Consider the following 19,678-nt stretch of genomic DNA (forward strand, 5'->3'; position numbering starts at 1 on the left):
TGCGATATCTACGCGAATGCACTGGCGGGACTGGGCATTTCTCTAAAGGTCGAAACCGTTGATAATGCTCAATATGTCCAGCGCCAAAATGGGTTTGACTTCGACCTGTCGAGGGTGCGACGCGACCTCTCTCTCAGCCCAGGCAATGAGCAAAGACTTTACTGGGGATCTGACAGTGCGGCACAAACGGGCAGCCGGAACATCATGGGAGTTACCTCTCCCGCGATAGATTCAATGATTGAGGAAATGCTGAAGGCCAAAACTCCCGAGGAGTTCAACTCAGCCGTCCGAGCCCTGGATCGCGTTTTGACCCAGGCCCAACGGGAGGAGAGTTTTTTCCAAAAGCCGACGACGGACGGGAGCCTCCCCTGTTCTTTTGAAGGCCTTCTTCGGTTGCACCGGATGTTGAAACCTATGCCCAAATTGATGCCCCAATTGATCCGATTTTCAAACCGGCACAGGAGCTCTTTTTTGTGAAACCTAACTTGCAGAATCTCAAATGACAGGAGTATCTCTGCGAGAATTGCGCCTGACCGCGCAACAAGTCGCCGCGACCTTGTATAAAAAACGGATTCTGACATGACCCGATCCTATCTACCTGGCATCCTTGCCATGGCCGCCGTTGTTGTGGCCTCCAATATTCTGGTGCAATTCCTCTTTGGCCAATGGCTGACCTGGGGTGCTTTCACCTATCCCATCGCCTTTCTTGTCACCGATGTGATGAACCGCGTCTATGGCTCCGGACCTGCGCGCCGCGTGGTGTTGGCTGGCTTTGCGGTAGGCGTCGTGTGTTCGCTCATCGGTACGCAGATCATGGGCGAATTTGGCCCATTGGTGACATTGCGTATTGCCATCGGTTCCGGCCTCGCCTTCCTGACAGCTCAGCTCCTGGATGTTGCCATCTTCTCCGCCCTGCGCGAAGGGAAGTGGTGGCGTGCGCCGCTGGCCTCAACCCTGGTTGGATCCTCACTGGATACTGCGCTCTTCTTCACCATCGCTTTTTCCGGCGCGCTGACATGGCTTGAGCCCGGCAATGATATCTCCTGGGCCGGGGAGGTCCTCCCGCTGCTCGGCGCTGGACCATTGGCGCCTCTTTGGGTCTCGCTTGCAGTCGCAGACTGGTTGGTGAAGCTCTCCCTTGCGCTGCTGGCCCTGATCCCCTTCCGTATCATTGTCGCGCGGCTCTCTGCCAAAGTTGCTTAACCGCAGAACAACATCACTCGACAAAAGGCCGCCTCGCTGGGAGAGCGGCCTTTTTCATTGGCGTGGCAGCCGCTAAACACATGCCATGCTGCATGTTACCGACACGATCATTATTCAGGATTGGGAGCTGAGTGAGAGCTTCATGCGGGCCTCTGGTCCGGGGGGGCAGAATGTGAACAAGGTCTCCTCCGCCGTGGAGCTACGCTTTGAAGCGGCGCGCTCCCCTGCCCTTGCGCCTGCAGTCAAATCGCGCCTGAAGCGTCTGGCAGGACGGCGCTGGACCAAAGAAGGCGCGATCCTGCTGCAATGCGATGAAACCCGCTCCCAGACCCGCAATCGCGAATTAGTGCGTGAACGCCTGGCAGAGCTGATCCGCAAGGCCCTGGTCGTGCCAAAACGTCGTATTGCGACCAAACCAACCAAAGGTTCTGTGCGACGACGGCTTGAAGGTAAAAAACAACGCAGCGAAGTCAAGGCGACGCGGGGTAAGATCAAACCCGAGTAACCCCGGCGATTGCACCCCACCTTCCCTTTGGTCATGCTGCCCCCAAAACAACGGGAGGATTGTTCATGCGACTGGCTGGTAAGTCTGCAATTGTAACAGGTGGAGCTTCGGGCTTTGGCAAGGGAATCGTCGAGAAATTCCTGGACGAAGGCGCCCGCGTCCTGATCGCCGATATTAACGGGACTGCAGCAGAAGAACTCGCCGCTGCCAAGGGTGAGGCCGCCGTGGCGCAGCAAGTGGATGTCGCGGAGGCCTCCTCGGTCGAGGCCATGGCAGAGGCCGCAATACAGGCCTTTGGGCAGGTGGACCTATTGGTCAACAATGCGGGCGTTACCCATCTGCCGAGCCCATTGGATGAGGTCAGCGAAGAGGATTTTGACCGCGTTTTCAACGTGAATATGAAGTCAGTCTACCTGACCGCACGTGCCCTGGTTCCGCATATGAAAACACGTCAGTCCGGCGTAATCCTCAATGTGGCCTCCACTGCCGGCGTGTCACCACGGCCCAACCTGAACTGGTACAATGCCTCCAAGGGCTGGATGATCACCGCAACCAAGACGATGGCAGTAGAACTGGCCCCTAAAGGGATCCGCGTAAATGCGATCAACCCGGTTGCGGGCGAAACACCTCTGCTGAAATCCTTCATGGGGGAGGACACCCCTGAGATCCGAGCGAAGTTCCTCTCGACCATTCCGATTGGCCGGTTCTCTACCCCTGAGGACATGGGCAATGCCGCTTGCTTTCTCTGTTCGGATGAGGCCAGCATGATCACCGGTGTTGCAATGGAAGTCGACGGAGGGCGCTGCATATGAAGCCGATCAATCTGAAGGGAAAATTGACCCTTTTTGACAGCCACTGGGATCCCAAAGTGATCGCGGACTACAATGACAACGAGATCATGGTGGTGAAGTTTCAGGGCGAATACCCCTTCCACCTTCATGAAACCACCGATGATTTCTTCCTCGTGTTAGAGGGGGAGATGGTGATGGATATCGAAGGGCAGCCGTCACAACCTGTGAAAGCGGGAGAGCTCTTTGTAGTCCCCAAAGGGGTCACTCATCGTCCGCGAGCAGAGAACGAGTGCAAAGTACTGCTGATCGAACCCAAGGGTGAGCCAAATTCTGGCGATCCGGCCACAGCGGCACCCAAACCCAGAATCTAAGGGGCGCCTAAGCTGGCGCAAAAGGCGATGCCCTTGCTTTGTTTGCGCCGGATCAAAGACGCTCTGACTATCCGCGCTAAAAGGGACGGGTCCGCAGTTCCTGAAAGCGGCAAATGAAACAGGACAAGCCGTGATGATTCCAGGTCCCAAGAACCTGATAACCGATGTACCCGGTCTGCTGGTTGGCAACGCACAGGATGATGCCTTGAAATCAGGCACCACCGTGTTGCTGGGCAAAGCGCCGCTGACGACCTCTGTCCATGTGATGGGCGGAGCGCCTGGTACACGTGAAACAGACCTCTTGGCCCCTGATAAATCCGTTGCCCAGATCGATGCCCTTGTCCTGTCCGGCGGCTCTGCCTTTGGGCTTGATGCCTGTTCTGGCGTGGTCGCTGGCCTGCGGGAACAGGGTCGAGGTTTTACATTGGGCTCTGCGGTGATTCCTCTGGTTCCTGGTGCAATCCTGTTTGATCTGCTCAATGGCGGGCTCAAGGATTGGCAGGATAACCCCTATCCCGCACTTGGTCGCACAGCACTAGAGGCTGTCTCTGAGGATTTCGAACTCGGTAGTCATGGCGCTGGAACCGGAGCCTTGACCGCCACCCTCAAGGGTGGGCTGGGTTCGGCCTCTTTCGTGTTAGACAGCGGTGTCACGGTTGGCGCATTGGTTGCGGCCAACCCAATGGGATCTGTGACAACGCCCGGCGAACGGCACTTTTGGGCTGCCGCTTATGAAATCAGCCAGGAATTTGGCGGCCTGGGCCCTGATCTGAGTTCGGGCCTTGGGCGTGATCTGCGTAGCCGCAAGACGGAAGCCATGCAAAAGCTATCACAAGGAGGGACCCTCCCGGTGGAGGGGGGGAACACCACAATTGCCATTGTCGCCACCGATGCGGAACTCAGCAAAGCCCAGTGCCAGCGTCTCGCAACGGCGGCCCATGATGGTATTGGCCGTGCCTGCCTGCCCGCCCATAGCCCAGGTGACGGAGACCTTGTCTTTGCCGCCAGCACCGGGGAACGGCAATTGGAAAACCCTGATGCGGCTCTGGCCCTGATTGGCCATGCGGCCTCTCTCTGCCTCAGCCGGGCGATCTGCCGCGCGGTCTATCACGCAACGCCAAAGGAGAATGACCTCTTACCCTGCTGGAACGCGGGATAGCCAAAGGAAATCGCCGACCCCTGTCGGCCTCTGTCACTGAGGCGATTTTGCCCGTTGACACTCAACCAAATCGGGCAGCTATTTGCCCTAGCCAACTTCAAGATCGGAGCAAGCATATGAAATCTATCCTATCCGCAGCAGCTGTCCTTGGCCTTCTGGCCGCCCCTGCCTTCGCCGAAGGCGACCCAGCCAAGGGGGAGAAGGGCTTTAAGAAATGTAAATCTTGCCACATGGTTGTTTCTGACACCGGTGAAGCCATTGTCAAAGGCGGCAAGACCGGTCCCAACCTCTGGGGCATCGCAGGCCGCGCTGCCGGTAGCGCTGACGGCTTCAAATACAGCAAGGATCTGGTTGCCGCTGGTGAAGGCGGTCTGGTCTGGGATGCAGAGAGCTTCGCGGCCTTTACCGCAGATCCCCGTGGATTTTTGCGGGAACATTTGGGTGACAGCAAAGCCAAATCCAAAATGTCCTTTAAGCTGAAAAAGGGCGGTGAAGATATCTTTGCCTTCCTCGCACAGCATGGCCCCGTTGTTGAAGCAGCAGAAGAAGCCAGCGAAGAAGCCGCTTCCGAGTAATCCGCAAGCGCGCCAAACTCTGTGTTGAGCGCCATATGAACGTACCGTCAGGCCGCGACCTTTTGAGGCGCGGCCTTTCGCATAGTTGCTTTGCTCCGCAAGGCGGGCTAGCCAAGGCAAATCGCGAACGGAAGGCAAAGGACAGTTCCAGCCGCATGTCACAGATGATCCCGGCCTGGGTGAACGGCGAGCTGACACCGGTGGAAAAGCTCCAGGCGCATGAGCAGGGGCTAAAGCATAAGGCCGTTTCGGTCTTTGTTGTCCAGGGCGTGAAGATTCTGATGCAGCGCCGGGCGCTAGGGAAGTACCATACGCCGGGCCTCTGGGCGAATACCTGTTGCACCCATCCTTTGTGGGACGAGGTGTCATCCGCCTGTGCGGTGCGCCGCCTCGAAGAAGAGCTTGGCATTCGCGGTCTATTCCCTGAGTTTCGCCACAAGCTGGAATATCGCGCGGATGTTGGCCATGGCATGGTCGAGCATGAGGTTGTTGATGTCTTTCTGGCCCATGCACACCGACCGCTGGAGCCAGCTCCCAATCCAGATGAGGTCATGGAGACCCGCTGGATGGATTATCACGACCTTTTGGCAGAGGTGCAGCGCCATCCGGAACGCTTTACCCCTTGGCTCAAGATTTACCTGCATAAATATGCGGATGTGATTTTTGGACCTGATCTGATCATCGCTTCTCAGAGCTAAAACCCCTTGCAACCTGAGGTAGTTGCTTCGCGCAACTGTTTCTCCTTGCTTTGGGCCGGTGCAACGTGGTTTCTTGCTTCCACCCAATTAGGAGGCATGCTTACTATGTGTGTGATTATCGCTGGCGGAGGAATTGCCGGTCTCAGCCTTGGCCTCACCCTGCATCAGATTGGCGTTGCCTTTCACATCTATGAGGCAGCGCCAGAGCTGCGCCCGCTGGGGGTTGGCATCAATCTGCAACCCAATGCAGTGCGTGAGCTATTTGATCTAGGGCTGCAGGACGACCTGGACGCAATCGGCATTCGCACCCGGCAGCTGGGTTTTTACAGCAAGACCGGTGGAACCATCTGGGAAGAGCCTCGCGGGCAAGCAGCGGGCTATTCCTGGCCGCAGTATTCGATACATCGAGGTGAGCTGCAAATGCTCCTGCTGCGCACCCTAAAGGAGCGCGCCGGAGAAGATTGCATAACCACCGGCATTGAGGCAGTTGGATTTACAACGCGGGAAGAAGGCGCTTCTCTGCATTTCAGGAATGGCCAGAGCCATGATGGCGAGATCATTGTTGCAGCAGATGGCATCCACTCCGCCATCCGACAGCAGATGTACCCAAACGAGGGTGCACCGATTTGGAACCAGCGTATCCTCTGGCGCGCAACTTCGCGGGCCAGAGCCTGGAAGGGGCAGGCAGCGATGGTTATGATTGGCCATGACGCCTTGCGCTTTGTTGCCTACCCCATCACGCAGCCGGATGCACAGGGGCAATCAGTGATCAACTGGATTGCTGAGAAACATGTCGACCCCCAAAGCACCTGGAACAAAGAAGATTGGAACAGGGCAGCAGATATTGGCGACTTCATCGGTGATTTTGAAGGCTGGCAGTTCGACTGGGCCGATGTTCCGGCCCTGATCCGCAAGGCCGATCGGGTCTTTGAATACCCGATGGTGGATCGCGACCCCTTACCGCGCTGGACCCATGGTCGTGTAACCTTGATGGGGGATGCTGCGCATCCGACCTATCCTGTTGGCTCCAATGGCGCATCTCAGGCCATTCTGGATGCACGCAGCCTAGGGGCCAGTTTTTTGCGTCACGGCCTGTCAGAGACCACTTTAAGCGCCTATGAGGAAAAAATGCGCCCTGCAGCGACGCAGATCGGCAAAGCAAACCGCGCAGGTCAAGGTCCGGATGCGGTCCTGCAACGGGTAGAGGATCTCTGCGGTGGACGGTTTAAGAAGATCGAGGAGATTATCCCGCGCGCAGAATTGGAAGCCCATGCCAATAGGTATAAATCCGTTGCTGGGTTTGGCATTGATGCCTTGAATGCTGCGCCGTCAATAATCCCCGAATTGACCCGTGGCGTTTGATCTCCCTTGCTGCCTGATCAGGCCGAGCTCTCCCGCCCGTCATCGGACATTTTCATGCCCTCTTCCCGTTGGGCCTTGCACCTAAACGGCAAGCGACCAATCCTCGACTAGATCTGGGGCATGACTGGCCTTCGGCCCTCACTACTTGGGAAGCGCCGGGCGTAGCACGGCGCCAGGCCCAAGACTGTTTGGTATGTGCTGGCAAAGCCAGCGCGTGCCACAGGCGCGGGAGCTCCCCCTCACCCGAATGCCCTGACTGTCAGCGTCAGTTCTGAAACCCGATCACAGCTTCGACCGCACGCTTCCAGCGCTCATAGGCCGCCTCACGCCGATCGGCTGGCAACTTCGGATCAAATTGCTGATCCAATGCCCAGGTTTCTGCGAACTCCTGTTGCGAAGGGTAGAGCCCTGCCTTCATGCCCGCAAGCCAGGCCGCACCAAGGGCTGTGGTTTCCTGCATGACAGGCCGGTCAACCGAGGCACCCAACAGATCCGAAAGGCTCTGCATGGCCCAGTCGCTGGCACTCATCCCACCATCGACGCGCAGAGAGACCCCTTCCGCATCCGCTTGCCCCGCAGCCTGCCAATCCGCCCGCATGGCTTCCCAGAGATCGCGGGTCTGATAGGCAACGCTTTGCAATGCTGCGCGGGCAAACTCTGCGGGGCCAGAGTTCCGCGTCAGGCCAAAGACAGCACCGCGGCATTCCGGCTGCCAATAGGGCGCGCCAAGCCCGGTGAAGGCCGGAACCAAAATGACATCCTGCCCAGGATCTGCTGACTGCGCGAGTTCACCACTCTGAGCCGCATTTTCTATCACGCCGAGCCCATCGCGCAGCCATTGCACCGCTGCGCCTGCGATAAAGATCGATCCCTCGAGCGCGTAGCTGGTGCGCCCCTCCAACTGGTAGGCAACCGTCGTCAGCATACGGTTCTGCGAGGCGACCGGCGTGTCACCAGTATTGAGCAGCGCAAAACAACCGGTTCCATAGGTGGATTTCATCATTCCGGGCGCAAAACAGGCCTGTCCGATGGTGGCGGCCTGCTGATCCCCTGCGACACCAAGCACCGGCAATGAGGCGCCCAGAAGCGCCGCATCGGTGGTGCCAAATTCGGCGGCGCAGTCTTTGACCTCAGGCAACATGGCCATGGGGATATCCATCAAGTCACAGATCCCCGCATCCCAAGCTCCGGAGCGGATATCATACAGCATGGTGCGCGAAGCATTGGTGGCATCGGTCACATGAGACACTCCACCCGTCAGGCGCCAGATCAAATAGCTGTCGACCGTTCCAAACAGAACCTGACCACATGCAGCTTTTGCGCGGGCTTCCGGATGCTGGTCGAGTATCCACTTCACCTTGGTTCCTGAAAAATAGGGATCCAGCAACAGCCCTGTCTTATGGCTGATCTCCGCCTCATGACCTTCGTTGCGAAGCCTGCTGCAATAGTCTGCGGTTCTACGGTCCTGCCAAACGATGGCATTGTGCAGCGCCTTGCCGCTCTCTTTATCCCAGACAACCGTGGTTTCGCGCTGGTTGGTAATGCCGATCCCGGCGATTTCTCCTGCGGCGATCCCCTGCTCTGCGATCACTTGCCGACAGGTGGCGAGCACGGTTTCCCAGATCTCTTCCGGATCGTGCTCTACCCAGCCAGCCTGGGGGAAATGTTGCGTGAACTCCTGCTGAGCCGTGCGCAACGGCTGCATCTCGCCATCAAAGAGAATGGCCCGTGTTGATGTGGTGCCCTGATCGATCGCCAGAATATAGTTCATTTCCCGCCCCTGCTAACTTGTCTTAGGGCGGGAGTTTAGACAGGAAAATGGCACCACCGCCAGCCCCTACTAAATATTTAGTCGAAATAGGCCCCAGACCCGCTAAGCCCTAACCGACAGGGACATTGTCGATCAGCCGAATGCCTTCCATCCAGGCCGCCGCAAAAAGTCGTGCGGGGCCATCCGCCCGATCACGAGGAGACAGGTTTTCCGTGCAGTTGAGAGAAAGATACTCCACTTCCTCAAACCCTGCCGCCAGAAGCGCCGCCTTCGCCTGGGGCTCCAGAGATGCGAATTCCGCGCCGGCTTTCAGCTCTGCCGACAGGCGCTGCAGCACGGGATAGAGCTTTGAGGCCTTCTCGAGCCCCTCCTCCGAAAGGCGCAGATTACGTGAGGACATCGCCAGACCAGAGGTCTCACGCACGGTGGGGCAACCGATGACCTCAATCGGGATGTCCAGATCCCGCGCCATGCGGCGCACTACCAAAAGCTGCTGATAGTCCTTTTCACCAAAGAAGGCCTTACCGGCGCCGGTCTGCAGGAACAGCTTTGCAACCACCGTGGCCACCCCGTCAAAGTGACCTGGGCGGCAGGCGCCCTCCATCTGATCACTGACACCCGTGACCGAGACATTGGTGGCAAAGCCCTGCGGGTAGATCTCATCCGGGTCCGGCACATAGATCGCATCAACTCCATAGGGCGCCAGTTTGACCGCATCCTCATGCTCGGTGCGTGGGTAGTTTGCCAGGTCTTCAGGGTTGTTGAACTGCTTGGGGTTCACAAAAATCGTCACGATGACCCGGTCGCAAGCCTCTTTGGCCGCTTCGACCAGAGACAGGTGCCCGGCATGCAATGCGCCCATGGTGGGGACAACGCCGATGCTTTCGCCGGCCAGGGTCCAGTCGCGATGTTTGCCCCGCAATTCAGCGAGGCGGCGAATGATAGGAGCGGTCATGAGTGTATTCAGTCCTTGGAGGGTGCTTTGGCAGCGGCGGCAGCGGGCGCCTGATCGGCAAAGACATGTTCGGCAGCCGGGAAGCTACGGGCGCGCACCTCAGCGGCATATTCGGCAATCGCCGCCTCTGCCGTGGTGCCCAGATCCGCATAGCGTTTCACGAACTTGGGTTTGAAGCTGGTGAACATGCCCAGCATGTCATCCACCACCAGCACCTGCCCGTCGCAACCTGCGGAGGCGCCGATGCCGATGGTTGGGATCGGCACCGCGGCGGTGATTTCATTGGCGAGGTTTTCTGGAACCTTCTCCAGCACCACGGCAAAGGCCCCGGCCTCGGCTACGGCGTGTGCACCTTCCAGCACCGAAGCACCAGCCTCATCACGGCCCTGCACTTTGTAGCCGCCCAGCGTGTTGATCGACTGGGGGGTCAAACCAACATGAGCCATCACAGGAATGCCGCGCGCGGTCAGGAAACTGATGGTCGCGGCCATTTCGACGCCGCCTTCCAGCTTGACCGCAGCAGCACCGGTTTCGCGCATCAAACGCGCCGCGTTGCCAAAGGCCTGCTCTGGCCCCTCTTCATAGCTGCCAAAGGGCATATCGATGACCAGCATCGCTTCCTTTAGCCCCCGCGCGACGGCCTGCCCGTGCAGGATCATCATTTCCATGGTGACGCCCAGGGTCGAGGGCAACCCATGCAGCACCATGCCGACGCTATCGCCAACCAGGACAACATCTGCATGTGCATCCATCATCTGCGCCATCGGAGTGGTATAGGCGGTTAGGCTGACAATTGGTGTTTTGCCCTTTTGGGCCAGAATAGTCCCTGCGGTGATCTTCGGGGCCTGAGTGTTCGCGCTCATGATCTTCCCTGGTTTTGTACGGGTTGCGCACGAGTAACAATTAACGCCGCGTGCTTCCAGAGGGCGAAATGTCCCGCCGCCCTTGATTACCTCGCGGAAAGCGGGAAGACTTGCAAAAAACGCCCCAAACCAGGGCATCCATTGTGACCAGGGAGTTGAAAGATGATGTTCAGATCACTTGTTTTCGCCGCCAGTTCCGCGCTTGCGCTTGCAGCGGGTGCTGCCTGGGCAAAGGACAGCGCCACCATCGGGCTACAGCTGGAGCCACCGCATCTGGACCCAACAAGTGCCGCAGCCGGTGCAATTGATCAGGTTCTCTATTCTAACGTTTTCGAAGGCCTCACCCGTTTCATGGGCGATGGCTCTGTTGTGCCTGGCCTGGCCAAAAGCTGGGAAATCTCCGAGGACGGTCTGACCTACACCTTCCATCTGAACATCGGCGTGTCCTTCCATGACGGCACGGCAATGGACGCGGAGGATGTCAAATTCTCCCTCGACCGGGCCCGTGCCGAAGATAGCACCAATGCGCAAAAGGCGCTTTTTGCCGATATTGCCGGAGTGACGGTTGTGGATTCGGCAACGGTGCAGGTGACGCTGAACCAGCCCAATGGCAACTTTCTGTTCAACCTCGCTTGGGGCGATGCAGTCATCGTCGCACCTGAAAGCATTGATGACATCAAAACCGCGCCCGTGGGCACCGGTGCCTTCAAATTTGCAGGTTGGGTGCAGGGAGACCGGATCGATCTGGAACGCAATGCGGACTATTGGGGAACACCTGCCCATCTGGAAAAGGCGACCTTTAAATTCATCTCGGACCCGACTGCGGCCTTTGCAGCGATGATGGCCGAGGACATCGATGCCTTTTCCGGTTTCCCAGCACCTGAAAACCTGCCGCAATTTGATGCGGATCCGCGGTTCCAGGTCCTGGTAGGCTCCACCGAGGGGGAGACGATCCTCTCGACCAACAACAAGCAGGCGCCCTTTGACAACGTGAAAGTGCGCGAGGCCCTGGCCCATGCTATCGACCGCCAGGCCATCATCGATGGTGCCATGTTCGGCTACGGCACCCCGATCGGCAGCCATTTTGCGCCGCATAACCCGGCTTACAAAGACCTGACCGGAAACTCCGGCTACGACCCGGAACGCGCCAAGGCACTTCTGGCAGAGGCAGGACTGGCCGATGGCTTTGAAACCACATTGCACTTGCCCCCGCCATCTTATGCGCGCCGTGGTGGTGAAATCATCGCGGCCCAACTGGCGCAGGTGGGCATCAAGGCAGAGATCATCAATGTGGAATGGGCCCAATGGCTAGAGACGGTCTTCCGCGGTAAGGATTTTGGCCTGACCATCGTCAGCCATACCGAGCCGATGGATATCGGCATCTATGCCCGTCCGGAATACTATTTCCAGTATGACAATCCCGCCTTCCAAGCCTTGATGGAAAAGCTGAACGGCACCACCGATCCGGCAATGCGTCAATCCATGCTGCAGGAAGCACAAGAGACCATCTCCAAGGACTATGTGAATGGCTATCTGTTCCAGCTGGCCGCCCTAAGCGTTGCCAATGCCAAGCTGCAAGGCCTCTGGGCAAATGCCCCCACTCAGGCCACCGACCTGACTTCTGTCAGCTGGGCTGAGTAACCGCGCAGGGACAACTTGCCTGGCCCTCTGCGATCGATCGGGGCCAGGCCCTACCCAATTTGGGATGCTCCAATGATCGAACTTTACCCCGCTGGCTCGCGGCCGAGCCGCCAAGCCCCTGACAAGTGGTTCACTGGCAGGGTCTGGATGGATCCTATTATCGACTCACAACCACCCGCGCGGGTCAATGCGCTGCGGGTCAGTTTTGACCCCGGTGCACGAACCAATTGGCATACCCATCCTCTGGGGCAGACCCTGCATATCCTGCATGGCAAGGGTCTGGTCGGTCTGCGCGGCAGCCCACCACGTGAAATGAAGAGCGGAGATACCATTTGGATCCCTCCGGGTGTCGAGCATTGGCACGGCGCAGGGCCTGAAACCGCGATGGTGCATCTGGCAATCCAGGAATCTGTGGATGGCTCTGCCGCCGACTGGCAGGAACCAGTGGCAGACAGCGACTATCTGGCGCCTGCTGGCTGACGAAAGACCCCTATGCTCCGCTACACCCTCAAACGCAGCCTCTCGCTGGCCCTCAGCCTTGCGGTAGCCTCGCTGGTGATCTTTTTTGTGATAGAGGTGGCCCCGGGCGATCCGGCCTCTTTCATGCTGGGGATCAATGCAGAGCCCGATACAGTGGCTGCCCTGCGGACTGAACTGGGCCTCGACCAAAGCAAGGGAGAGCGCTACTTTGCCTGGGTGCAGGGCATGCTGCAGGGCGATTTTGGCATGTCCTACACCTATCGCACGCCAGTGGCGGGGATGATTGCGGATCGCATGTGGGTTTCCTTACCGCTGGCGCTCTATGCCTTGACGCTCTCGACCCTCATTGCCTTTCCTGCCGGGATCTACGCCGCCGCGCGCCGGGGCAAGAGTGGTGACATGGCTGTCATGGGCGCAACCCAATTGGGAGTGGCAGTACCCAATTTCTGGTTCGCCATGATCCTGGTCCTGATTTTTGCCATCAACCTGCGCTGGTTCAACGCCGGGGGCTTCGCAGGCTGGGAGAGCGGCCTTGGGCCCGCCTTGCATTCCCTGACGCTGCCGGCCATCGCCCTTGCCCTGCCTCAGGCCGCCATCCTGACGCGGGTCATGCGCTCAGCCCTCCTGGATATTCTAGGAGAAGATTTCATGCGCACCGCCCGCGCCAAAGGCCTCACCCGCCGCCAGGCACTCTGGCGGCACGGGCTGCGCAATGCGATGATCCCTGTGCTAACCATCATCGGGCTGCAGTTTTCCTTCCTCCTGGCCGGTGCCATCATTATCGAGCAGGTCTTCTTCCTGCCCGGCCTCGGGCGGTTGGTGTTTCAAGCGATCTCTTCGCGCGATCTGATCGTGGTGGAATCGGTGGTCATGCTCCTAGTCTTTGCGGTCATTCTGGTGAATTTCCTGGTCGACCTCGCCTATGCGCTGGTCGATCCCCGTCTCAGGAGCCGGACATGATGGACGTAGCGACATATCATTCAGGGTCGCGCCTGACCCTGGGTGGGTGCAAGGCGCCCTCCCGTGGGGAGGGTCGGGCGCGGCCCGGTTTGCCAGCCGGGCTGCTCTCACCCCAAAGGATTCGTCCATGACCCGCAATCTAATCCTTGGTGGGCTCCTTTCTTCGCTTGTCCTGCTGGCGGCCCTGCTCTCCTTTGTCTGGACCCCCTTTGACCACACCGCGCTGAACATCCCGGCCAAGCTGCAGATCCCCAATGGCACCCATTGGCTGGGCACGGATCATTTCGGTCGCGACATTTTCTCCATGGTCATGGTCGGCGCACGTACGTCCATTGCAGTGGCACTGGTCGCCGTTGGGATTGGCATGGGGCTGGGCGTACCCCTGGGTCTGACCGCCGCCGCGCGCAAGGGCAGCTGGCTGGATGAGTTGATCATGCGAGGCAATGATCTGGTCTTTGCCTTCCCCTCGCTGGTCATCGCCATCTTGATCACCGCCATCTTTGGTGCGGGCGCCGTCAATGCAATCATTGCCATCGGTATTTTCAACATACCCGTTTTTGCCCGCATCACCCGCGGTGCCGCCTTGCCGCTCTGGCAGCGGGAATTCATCCTGGCCGCACGTGTCGCAGGCAAAGGCGCGGTCCGGATCTCGGCTGAGCATATCCTGCCCAATGTCGCCAATCTGCTGATCGTACAGGGCACCATTCAGTTCTCCCTTGGCATCCTGGCCGAAGCGGGGCTGTCCTATGTCGGTCTTGGCGCGCAGCCCCCCACACCTAGCTGGGGTCGCATGCTGGCTGACGCACAGACCATGGTCAGCTTTGCACCGCATCTCGCGCTGATCCCTGGCAGCGCCATCATTGTCTCGGTTCTGGGCCTCAATCTGATGGGGGATGGCTTGCGTGACTGGCTGGACCCTAAACTACGCGAGGTTCGCGAATGAACCTGCTTGAGATCAACACTCTTTCTCTGAGGATCGGATCAAAAGAGATCCTGAAGGATGTTTCCTTCCACCTTGCGCCGGGTGAAATCCTTGCTGTCACCGGTGAGAGCGGATCCGGCAAAAGCATGACCGCCTTTTCAGTGATGCAGCTCTTGCCTGAAGCGGCTGAAGTCACTGGTTCTATCTGTCTGGAAGGCCGCGACCTGCTGCAGCAAAGCGAAGAAGCCATGTGCGATCTTCGAGGCAGCAGTATCGGTATGGTCTTTCAGGAGCCAATGACGGCGCTGAACCCGGTTAAAACCATTGGCGCACAGGTGATGGAAACCATCCTGATCCACAAGGCGATGCCGCCTGAACAGGCCGAGGATCACGCCCGCGAACTGCTGGCACGGGTTGGGCTGCCACCAGAGCGTTTTCCTCTGTCGCGCTTTCCCCATGAACTCTCTGGCGGGCAGAGGCAGCGGGTGGTGATCGCCATGGCCATCGCCCTGCGCCCCAAGCTTCTGATCGCGGACGAACCCACAACGGCCCTGGATGTCACCACCCAAGCACAAATCCTGGAGCTGCTTCAGGATCTGGTCCAGGAATATGATATGGGCCTGTTGATCATCACCCATGATCTGGCGGTGGTGGCAGAGCTAGCCGATCACATCGTGGTCATGCGTCATGGAGAGGTGGTAGAAACAGGCTCTACACAGGGGCTTTTGCGCGATATGCAGCATCCCTATACCCGGATGCTCTTTGCCGCCTCAAAGCACCAAGTCACCCTGCCGGCACCGCAGTCTCCCAGTCCGCTACTCGAAGTTCGTGGCGCTATCCGTGACTACCCTCTTCCCCGTACATCACTCTTTGCGAAACCTCAGTCCTTTCGCGCGGTGCGCAATGTCTCCCTCACCTTGAACAGAGGCGAGCGCCTAGGCCTGGTAGGAGAGTCTGGTTGCGGAAAATCGACCCTAACACGGGCTATTTTGGGCCTGGAACCTCTGCAAGGAGGCGAAATTCTATTGGATGGCGCCCCGCTCGCAGCGATTAGAAACCCAGAGCAACGGCGTAAAATGCAAGTGGTGTTTCAGGACCCCGTTGGCAGCTTCAACCCGCGCCATCGGGTGGACCGACTGATCACCGAACCCTTTTACGCGCTGCCAAATGCACCCAAAGGAGGCGCCCGCGAAGACTTGATCGCAGAAACACTACGCGCGGTTGGCCTGGGGCCCGAAGATGCGCATAAATACATCCACCAATTCTCCGGCGGGCAACGCCAGCGTATTGCCATTGCCCGTGCCTTGATCACCCGGCCTGAACTGATCATTTTTGATGAGGCAGTCTCAGCTCTGGATGTCTCTGTGCGGGCTCGCATTCTGGATCTTCTGGTCGAGCTTTGCGAGGCCTATGGCCTTACCTATCTCTTTATCAGCCATGACCTTTCAGTGGTGCGCACCGTCACCGACCGCTGTCTGGTGATGCAGAAAGGAGAAATTGTGGAACAGGGTAACACCAAAGAGATCTTTGATGATCCGCAGCACCCCTATACACAGCAATTGATCCAGGCCGCGCCGGTCTTGCCAGATCTGGATCAGGGGGCTGCATGACCGTCTCCTTGCAACTGATCCTGCCGCGTGAACAGGCCCTTTTTGCCTCTGTGCTTGCCCCCTATTTTGCTGAGATCGCGCCCGATGCAAAAATTGATCCGGGAAAGCGATCCGGGCAGATGCTGAACCGCAAGGATGTCACCGCCTTTTGGATCCGCCAGAAAAGCGCAAGGATCGGCTTTGCCCTAGTCTTGAACCTCCCCGATGACAGGCGCGAACTCTCTGAGTTTTCGATTGCGCCACGCCATCGTCGCCAGGGGTTGGGCCAGCAGGCCGCCGCCCTACTGCTGCAGGAATTCCCAGGCCATTGGCGCATGGGTATCTCCAGGCAATCCCCACAGGCGCTCGCCTTTTGGGGGACTTGCCTTAGTATTCTGCCTGGTGTTTCCGACCTGAACGAAGGCGCACCATTCACGGAACACCAGAGCAAAAGTTTCAGCTTTTACATTACAGGACCAGATCATGACTGATACCTCCCCCCTATGGTTTGACCCTTCGCTTTGCTTCATCTCAGGCCAATGGCAGCCTCCTGTTGGAGGCAAAAACCTGCCCTTGGTAAACCCTTCGGATGGTCAAGAGATCTGCCGGATTGCGCGCGGCCAGCAGGCAGACATCGATCTGGCGGTAGGCGCCGCAAAAGAGGCTCTGGCGGGGGGCTGGGGGCGCATGACGGCCTTGGAACGGGGCCGCATTCTTACCAGTATCGGGCAACTGGTTCTGGAACGGGTAGAGGATCTGGCCGCGCTGGAAGCAATGGATGTTGGCAAACCTCTGACTCAGGCACGTGCCGATGCGGTTGCCCTGGCCCGATATTGCGAGTTCTACGGCGGCGCTGCGGATAAGGTCATGGGAGAAACCATTCCCTATCTGGACGGCTACACCGTCTATACCCTGCGCGAACCACATGGGGTCACCGGCCATATCGTACCCTGGAACTATCCAATGCAGATTATCGGCCGCTCAATCGGTGCAGCCTTGGCCATGGGCAATGCCTGCGTTCTGAAACCAGCCGAGGAAGCCTGCCTCACAGCCCTCGCCTTTGGCCAGATCGCCCAGGAGGCAGGTCTGCCAGCTGGGGCGTTGAATATCGTGCCTGGTCTGGGCGGTGAAGCCGGTGCTGCCCTCAGCGCGCATTCCGGTGTGGACCACATTTCCTTTACCGGCTCGGTCAGGACCGGCGCGTTGGTACAGCAGGCAGCAGGTGCCAATGTGGTTCCGGTAACATTGGAACTGGGCGGAAAATCCCCGCAACTGGTTTTTGACGACGCCGACCTTGATGCCGCCCTTCCCTTCCTGGTCAACGCCGGGATCCAGAATGCTGGTCAAACCTGCTCTGCCTCTTCCCGCATATTGGTGCAACGCGGGCTCTATGAAGAGGTCAAGGCACGGATGAGTGCGGCCTATGCCGAATTGACCGTTGGCCCCGCCACGGAGGACCAGCGCCTTGGCCCGCTGATTTCCAGCCGTCAGAAGGAGATCGTCGAAGGGTATATTGCGCAAGGCAAGGACCTGGAGGTTGCCGCCAAGGGCAGGATTGTCGATAGCGCCGACCCCAAAGGCGCCTATATTGCTCCGATGCTCTTTGCTGATGTGCCACCCACCCATGCCCTGGCGCAGGAAGAGATTTTTGGCCCGGTTCAGGTGCTTATCCCCTTTGAGACAGAGGAGGAGGCATTGGAGATTGCCAATTCAACCGAATATGGTCTGGTCGCAAGCGTCTGGACCCGCGATGGTGCACGCCAAATGCGCCTGGCCAAGAAACTCCGCGCAGGGCAGGTCTTCCTGAACAACTACGGCGCCGGGGGCGGGGTTGAACTGCCCTTTGGCGGGGTTGGGAAATCAGGCCATGGACGCGAGAAGGGTTTTGAGGCGCTATACGGATTTTCTCAGCTCAAAACGGTTGCAGCGCATCATGGCTAAGTTCGGGATCTTTCTGCTCCTGCTCGCGCTGTCGGTTCTTGCCGCCGGACTGTTTGGTGCGCTGCACAATCAGATCAGCTATAGCGTCGGGCCAGATTACTTTCTGCGGTACAAGTTTCAGCAATTCGCCATTCCTATGGATCTCTCCCCCCGCATCGGAGCGGCCATGGTTGGGTGGCAAGCGAGCTGGTGGATGGGCCTGTTTGTTGGTGTGCCGCCTTTCCTCCTGGGAGCAATCCTATTTACAGAAGCCAATCCGTTCAGGGCCGCTGGCATCAGGGCAATTACGGCAGTGCTGCTGAGCACCGCTATCGCCGCCGCAGGTGGTTTGCTATTTGCCAGCCTGGCGATCAACGCCGAGATCGCAGCCGAGCTGCCTCTGCCCGTTGTGGTCAGCGATCCTTTAGGCTTTGTGCGGGCTGGCATCATGCATGACGCCAGCTACCTGGGTGGCTTTGCTGGGGTATTCTTGGCAATCTGGATTGTGTTTCGCGCGTCCCGAAAATCCAAGGGGGCATCGGTTACCCCCAACTGAAGCTGGTCGTCAGACCACCACCTCCTGGCGCTCCTGTTCTCCGACCCCAAAGACCCGTTTGTAGCGGACAACCTCTTCTGCGGGTCCCATGGCTTTTTCAGGGTTGTCAGAGAGTTTGACCGTGGGCTGGCCATTGGCAGAGACCGCTTTGCAGACCAGAGAGAAGGGTGCCAAAGCATCACCCGGCACCAGGCCACGGAAATCATTGGTCAAAAGTGTCCCCCAACCAAAGGAGATCTTTGTCTGGCCAGAAAACTGCTGATGCAGGGCTGCGATTTTATCTACATCCAACCCGTCGGAGAAGATTACGCGTTTTGCCGCCGGGTCTTCCCCACGCTCCTTCCACCAGGCGATAGCGATTTCAGCTCCTTTGGCAGGATCGCCACTGTCGATGCGGATACCGGTCCATCCGGCCAGCCAATCCGGCGCATGCTCCAGAAAGCCCTTGGTGCCATAGGTGTCTGGCAGGATGATGCGCAGGTTACCTTCATGCTCCTCATGCCAATCCGAAAGCACATCATAGGGTGCGCGCGCCAGGGCCTCATCATCTTTGGCCAAGGCGGAATAGACCATCGGAAGCTCATGGGCATTGGTCCCGATTGCCTCCACCTCGCGGCGCATGGCGATAAGGCAATTCGAAGTTCCGGTGAACTTCTCCCCCAGCCCCTCCATCATCGCCTGAACACACCAATCCTGCCATAGGAAGCCATGGCGCCGCCGGGTGCCGAAATCAGCAATGCTGAGGCCATCAATCTGACGCAAGCGCTCAATCTTTTCCCAGACCTTCGTCATGGCGCGCGCATAAAGCACCTGCAGCTCAAACCGGCCCATGCCGTTGAGCACAGCGCGGGATCGCAGCTCCATCAGAACCGAGAGCGCCGGTATCTCCCAGAGCATGACCTCGTGCCATTTGCCCTCAAAGCTCAGCTCATATTGGTCGCCCTTGCGTTCCAGATGATAGGGCGGCAGGCGCAGGCCCTCGAACCACTCCATAAAGTCAGGGCGGAACATCTGCCGTTTGCCGTAAAAGGTGTTACCGCGCAGCCAGGTGCTCTCCCCGCGGCTGAGCGACAATGATCGGATATGATCCAGCTGCTCGCGCAGCTCTCCTTCGTCGATCAAATCTGCCAGCGGCACCTTGGTGCTGCGATTGATCAGCGAAAAGCGCACCTCGGCATCTGGCCGATTTCGAAAGACGGATTGGCACATCAGGAGTTTATAAAAATCGGTATCGATCAGGGATCTGACGATCGGATCGATCTTCCATTTATGATTGTAGACGCGGGTTGCGATATCCACCGGCGATCCCCTCCTGCTGGTTCCCATTTTGATAGGACAGGCAGCGGCAAGGGGCAAG

20 protein-coding genes and 1 pseudogene are annotated in these 19,678 nt (G+C 58.5%); 17 read left to right on the plus strand and 4 right to left on the minus strand.

Annotated features, from left to right (window positions below; all coding sequences use genetic code 11):
• The 9 genes and pseudogenes from RSK20926_RS23235 to RSK20926_RS19790 form a co-directional block, all read left to right on the plus strand.
• Positions 1-477, plus strand: a pseudogene (locus RSK20926_RS23235) (hypothetical protein); the annotation flags it as partial.
• Between the two features lie 102 nt (positions 478-579).
• Complete coding sequence (locus RSK20926_RS19755; RefSeq protein WP_008209467.1) at positions 580-1,203, plus strand: queuosine precursor transporter; 624 nt, start codon at positions 580-582, stop codon at positions 1,201-1,203.
• Positions 1,204-1,288: 85 nt separating this feature from the next.
• Positions 1,289-1,708 carry an alternative ribosome rescue aminoacyl-tRNA hydrolase ArfB gene (gene arfB, locus RSK20926_RS19760; RefSeq protein WP_008209468.1) on the plus strand — a complete coding sequence of 140 codons (420 nt, stop codon included), beginning with the start codon at positions 1,289-1,291 and terminating at the stop codon, positions 1,706-1,708.
• A 65-nt stretch (positions 1,709-1,773) separates the two neighbouring features.
• Complete coding sequence (locus RSK20926_RS19765) at positions 1,774-2,520, plus strand: SDR family oxidoreductase (protein WP_008209469.1); 747 nt, start codon at positions 1,774-1,776, stop codon at positions 2,518-2,520.
• Positions 2,517-2,870: a cupin domain-containing protein gene (locus tag RSK20926_RS19770; protein ID WP_008209470.1), complete on the plus strand. Its 354-nt coding sequence runs from the start codon at positions 2,517-2,519 to the stop codon at positions 2,868-2,870. The genes RSK20926_RS19765 and RSK20926_RS19770 overlap by 4 nt, the downstream gene beginning before the upstream one ends.
• A gap of 133 nt (positions 2,871-3,003) precedes the next feature.
• Complete coding sequence (locus RSK20926_RS19775; protein ID WP_008209471.1) at positions 3,004-4,029, plus strand: P1 family peptidase; 1,026 nt, start codon at positions 3,004-3,006, stop codon at positions 4,027-4,029.
• A gap of 116 nt (positions 4,030-4,145) precedes the next feature.
• Positions 4,146-4,604 (plus strand): c-type cytochrome, encoded by a 459-nt coding sequence (locus RSK20926_RS19780; protein ID WP_008209472.1) that lies wholly within the window; start codon positions 4,146-4,148, stop codon positions 4,602-4,604.
• A gap of 155 nt (positions 4,605-4,759) precedes the next feature.
• Complete coding sequence (gene idi, locus RSK20926_RS19785) at positions 4,760-5,302, plus strand: isopentenyl-diphosphate Delta-isomerase (protein ID WP_037255973.1); 543 nt, start codon at positions 4,760-4,762, stop codon at positions 5,300-5,302.
• A gap of 105 nt (positions 5,303-5,407) precedes the next feature.
• The gene (locus RSK20926_RS19790; protein WP_008209475.1) at positions 5,408-6,664 is read left to right on the plus strand and encodes a flavin-dependent oxidoreductase; all 1,257 of its coding nucleotides are present in this window, start codon (positions 5,408-5,410) and stop codon (positions 6,662-6,664) included.
• A gap of 265 nt (positions 6,665-6,929) precedes the next feature.
• Here the strand turns inward: RSK20926_RS19790 and glpK are convergent, their stop codons facing one another.
• The 3 genes from glpK to panB all read right to left on the minus strand — a co-directional run bounded on the left by glpK (position 6,930) and on the right by panB (position 10,253).
• A complete protein-coding gene (gene glpK / locus RSK20926_RS19795; protein WP_008209477.1) occupies positions 6,930-8,435 on the minus strand; it encodes a glycerol kinase GlpK in 1,506 nt (501 codons plus the stop codon).
• Between the two features lie 109 nt (positions 8,436-8,544).
• Positions 8,545-9,390 carry a pantoate--beta-alanine ligase gene (gene panC, locus RSK20926_RS19800; RefSeq protein WP_008209479.1) on the minus strand — a complete coding sequence of 282 codons (846 nt, stop codon included), beginning with the start codon at positions 9,388-9,390 and terminating at the stop codon, positions 8,545-8,547.
• Positions 9,391-9,398: 8 nt separating this feature from the next.
• Positions 9,399-10,253 (minus strand): 3-methyl-2-oxobutanoate hydroxymethyltransferase, encoded by an 855-nt coding sequence (gene panB / locus RSK20926_RS19805; protein WP_037255978.1) that lies wholly within the window; start codon positions 10,251-10,253, stop codon positions 9,399-9,401.
• Positions 10,254-10,415: 162 nt separating this feature from the next.
• On the opposite strand from panB, the gene RSK20926_RS19810 reads away from it, so the two are divergent.
• The 8 genes from RSK20926_RS19810 to RSK20926_RS19845 all read left to right on the plus strand — a co-directional run bounded on the left by RSK20926_RS19810 (position 10,416) and on the right by RSK20926_RS19845 (position 18,321).
• Positions 10,416-11,894: an ABC transporter substrate-binding protein gene (locus RSK20926_RS19810; RefSeq protein ID WP_008209484.1), complete on the plus strand. Its 1,479-nt coding sequence runs from the start codon at positions 10,416-10,418 to the stop codon at positions 11,892-11,894.
• 72 nt (positions 11,895-11,966) lie between these two features.
• Positions 11,967-12,374: a (R)-mandelonitrile lyase gene (locus RSK20926_RS19815; RefSeq protein ID WP_008209485.1), complete on the plus strand. Its 408-nt coding sequence runs from the start codon at positions 11,967-11,969 to the stop codon at positions 12,372-12,374.
• Positions 12,375-12,386: 12 nt separating this feature from the next.
• Entirely contained in the window at positions 12,387-13,334 is a 948-nt protein-coding gene (locus tag RSK20926_RS19820; protein WP_008209486.1) for an ABC transporter permease, read from the plus strand.
• 127 nt (positions 13,335-13,461) lie between these two features.
• Complete coding sequence (locus RSK20926_RS19825) at positions 13,462-14,277, plus strand: ABC transporter permease (protein ID WP_008209487.1); 816 nt, start codon at positions 13,462-13,464, stop codon at positions 14,275-14,277.
• Entirely contained in the window at positions 14,274-15,866 is a 1,593-nt protein-coding gene (locus tag RSK20926_RS19830; RefSeq protein ID WP_008209488.1) for an ABC transporter ATP-binding protein, read from the plus strand. The genes RSK20926_RS19825 and RSK20926_RS19830 overlap by 4 nt, the downstream gene beginning before the upstream one ends.
• Positions 15,863-16,336: a GNAT family N-acetyltransferase gene (locus RSK20926_RS19835; RefSeq protein ID WP_008209489.1), complete on the plus strand. Its 474-nt coding sequence runs from the start codon at positions 15,863-15,865 to the stop codon at positions 16,334-16,336. The genes RSK20926_RS19830 and RSK20926_RS19835 overlap by 4 nt, the downstream gene beginning before the upstream one ends.
• The gene (locus tag RSK20926_RS19840; RefSeq protein WP_008209490.1) at positions 16,329-17,786 is read left to right on the plus strand and encodes an aldehyde dehydrogenase family protein; all 1,458 of its coding nucleotides are present in this window, start codon (positions 16,329-16,331) and stop codon (positions 17,784-17,786) included. The genes RSK20926_RS19835 and RSK20926_RS19840 overlap by 8 nt, the downstream gene beginning before the upstream one ends.
• Positions 17,779-18,321 (plus strand): hypothetical protein, encoded by a 543-nt coding sequence (locus RSK20926_RS19845; RefSeq protein WP_008209496.1) that lies wholly within the window; start codon positions 17,779-17,781, stop codon positions 18,319-18,321. Before RSK20926_RS19840 ends, RSK20926_RS19845 begins: the two co-directional genes overlap by 8 nt.
• Positions 18,322-18,330: 9 nt before the next feature.
• Here RSK20926_RS19845 and pncB read toward each other — a convergent pair whose 3' ends face one another.
• On the minus strand, positions 18,331-19,620 hold the full coding sequence (gene pncB, locus RSK20926_RS19850) for a nicotinate phosphoribosyltransferase (protein WP_008209497.1): 1,290 nt from the start codon (positions 19,618-19,620) through the stop codon (positions 18,331-18,333).
• Between the last annotated feature and the right edge of the window lie 58 nt (positions 19,621-19,678).

It is taken from the genome of Roseobacter sp. SK209-2-6 (assembly GCF_000169455.1).
Classification (GTDB): domain Bacteria; phylum Pseudomonadota; class Alphaproteobacteria; order Rhodobacterales; family Rhodobacteraceae; genus Pseudophaeobacter.

Excerpts from the sequence above, each read along its gene's own strand:
- RSK20926_RS19770 (WP_008209470.1), top strand. The coding sequence starts at position 2,517 with ATGAAGCCGATCAATCTGAAGGGAAAATTGACCCTTTTTGACAGCCAC.
- RSK20926_RS19790 (WP_008209475.1), top strand. The coding sequence starts at position 5,408 with ATGTGTGTGATTATCGCTGGCGGAGGAATTGCCGGTCTCAGCCTTGGC.
- RSK20926_RS19835 (WP_008209489.1), top strand. The coding sequence starts at position 15,863 with ATGACCGTCTCCTTGCAACTGATCCTGCCGCGTGAACAGGCCCTTTTT.
- RSK20926_RS19815 (WP_008209485.1), top strand. The coding sequence starts at position 11,967 with ATGATCGAACTTTACCCCGCTGGCTCGCGGCCGAGCCGCCAAGCCCCT.
- RSK20926_RS19840 (WP_008209490.1), top strand. The coding sequence starts at position 16,329 with ATGACTGATACCTCCCCCCTATGGTTTGACCCTTCGCTTTGCTTCATC.
- RSK20926_RS19765 (WP_008209469.1), top strand. The coding sequence starts at position 1,774 with ATGCGACTGGCTGGTAAGTCTGCAATTGTAACAGGTGGAGCTTCGGGC.
- RSK20926_RS19780 (WP_008209472.1), top strand. The coding sequence starts at position 4,146 with ATGAAATCTATCCTATCCGCAGCAGCTGTCCTTGGCCTTCTGGCCGCC.
- RSK20926_RS19820 (WP_008209486.1), top strand. The coding sequence starts at position 12,387 with ATGCTCCGCTACACCCTCAAACGCAGCCTCTCGCTGGCCCTCAGCCTT.
- panC (WP_008209479.1), bottom strand. The coding sequence starts at position 9,390 with ATGACCGCTCCTATCATTCGCCGCCTCGCTGAATTGCGGGGCAAACAT.
- idi (WP_037255973.1), top strand. The coding sequence starts at position 4,760 with ATGTCACAGATGATCCCGGCCTGGGTGAACGGCGAGCTGACACCGGTG.
- RSK20926_RS19755 (WP_008209467.1), top strand. The coding sequence starts at position 580 with ATGACCCGATCCTATCTACCTGGCATCCTTGCCATGGCCGCCGTTGTT.
- glpK (WP_008209477.1), bottom strand. The coding sequence starts at position 8,435 with ATGAACTATATTCTGGCGATCGATCAGGGCACCACATCAACACGGGCC.
- RSK20926_RS19845 (WP_008209496.1), top strand. The coding sequence starts at position 17,779 with ATGGCTAAGTTCGGGATCTTTCTGCTCCTGCTCGCGCTGTCGGTTCTT.
- RSK20926_RS19810 (WP_008209484.1), top strand. The coding sequence starts at position 10,416 with ATGATGTTCAGATCACTTGTTTTCGCCGCCAGTTCCGCGCTTGCGCTT.
- panB (WP_037255978.1), bottom strand. The coding sequence starts at position 10,253 with ATGAGCGCGAACACTCAGGCCCCGAAGATCACCGCAGGGACTATTCTG.
- arfB (WP_008209468.1), top strand. The coding sequence starts at position 1,289 with ATGCTGCATGTTACCGACACGATCATTATTCAGGATTGGGAGCTGAGT.
- RSK20926_RS19825 (WP_008209487.1), top strand. The coding sequence starts at position 13,462 with ATGACCCGCAATCTAATCCTTGGTGGGCTCCTTTCTTCGCTTGTCCTG.
- RSK20926_RS19775 (WP_008209471.1), top strand. The coding sequence starts at position 3,004 with ATGATTCCAGGTCCCAAGAACCTGATAACCGATGTACCCGGTCTGCTG.
- RSK20926_RS19830 (WP_008209488.1), top strand. The coding sequence starts at position 14,274 with ATGAACCTGCTTGAGATCAACACTCTTTCTCTGAGGATCGGATCAAAA.